Genomic DNA, 1,307 nt, shown 5'->3' on the forward strand with positions numbered 1-1,307 from the left:
GTGTCGTCCTGAAATAGGTTTACCAGTTGGAGACCTATTATGTTGAAGCCAAACAAACCTTGCCGTCGCCGCAGTCAGCGTGATTACAGCCTCGGCTTTAAATTGTCTGTTGTCGCTGCAGTGGAAAAGGGCGACATGACTTACAAGCAGGCCCAGAAGATTTATGGTATTCAGGGGCGTTCTACCGTTTTAACCTGGTGCAGGAAGCACGGAAAGCTGGACTGGACCCAACCGGTACGATTGATCATGCCCATATCACCGAAAGCGGCGGAGACCCCCGCCCAGAAAATCAAGCGTCTTGAACGAGAGCTTGAAGACGAGCGCTTGAGAACGCTTTTGCTCAATGAAGTTATTGATATTTTGGATGCCGAGCATGGAGCAGGCCTGCGAAAAAAGCTTATTGCCAAGGAGCGCGCCGCTTGCAAGCGCGCGGAGAAATGAGCCTGCGTAGGGCGTGCACGCTTCTTGGCATCAGTCGACAATCCATTTATCAGCGCGAATGGCGCGCACAATCACGGATGCAAGAAATGGAGCCCGTTAAGGCCATGGTGATGGATGTTCGCCGTTTCATGCCCCGGCTGGGAACCCGCAAACTTTATCATCTGCTCAAGCCCCGGATTTTGGCCCTTGGGGTCAAGCTGGGCCGTGACGGTTTGTTTGGCTACTTGCGAGACGAAGGCCTGCTGGTCAGGCCCCGGCGCAGCTATACCAAAACCACCTGGAGCAAGCACTGGATGCGCAAACACCCAAACTTGCTCAAGGATCACCATGCCGACCGACCAGAGGCCGTGTTTGTCAGTGATATTACGTACCTGGAAAGTGATGAAGGGGTTCATTATCTATCGCTGGTGACGGATGCCTATAGCCGGAAAATCATGGGCTATGAGGTGAGCCGCCAAATGAAAGCGAAGGATGTGGCAAAAGCCTTATCCATGGCCATCAAGGCCCGGAGAAGCCAAAAGCCCTTGATCCATCACTCAGACCGGGGTTTGCAATATTGCTCTGCCATCTACCAGACAATCCTAGCGGCCCATCACATCCGCCCATCCATGACCGATGGTTATGACTGTTATCAAAATGCATTGGCGGAACGTATCAACGGGATTTTGAAACAAGAGTTCTTGTTGCACCGATGTAAGAGCTTCGCCGATCTGGAAAAGCTCGTCGAACAATCTATAGACATATATAATCACATGAGGCCGCACCTCAGCCTGGGCATGAGAACGCCGCAACAGGTGCATGAAAAAGCCATCCCGACGAGCGGGATGGCTTAAACAAAAACCGTCAACTTATTTTAGGACGGGACA

Annotated in this window: 1 protein-coding gene; it reads left to right on the top strand. The window is 52.0% G+C overall.

Going from position 1 to position 1,307, the window contains the following annotated elements; genetic code table 11:
- Positions 1–39 precede the first annotated feature (39 nt).
- Positions 40–1,274 (top strand): IS3 family transposase gene (locus V5T82_RS18075; RefSeq protein ID WP_332897074.1). Its coding sequence is split into 2 segments (ribosomal slippage): positions 40–409 and positions 409–1,274, totalling 1,236 coding nucleotides; the frame shifts between segments, so codons are not numbered across the junction.
- Positions 1,275–1,307: the final 33 nt, after the last annotated feature.

The organism is Magnetovibrio sp. PR-2 (assembly GCF_036689815.1).
Classification (GTDB): Bacteria; Pseudomonadota; Alphaproteobacteria; order Rhodospirillales; family Magnetovibrionaceae; genus Magnetovibrio.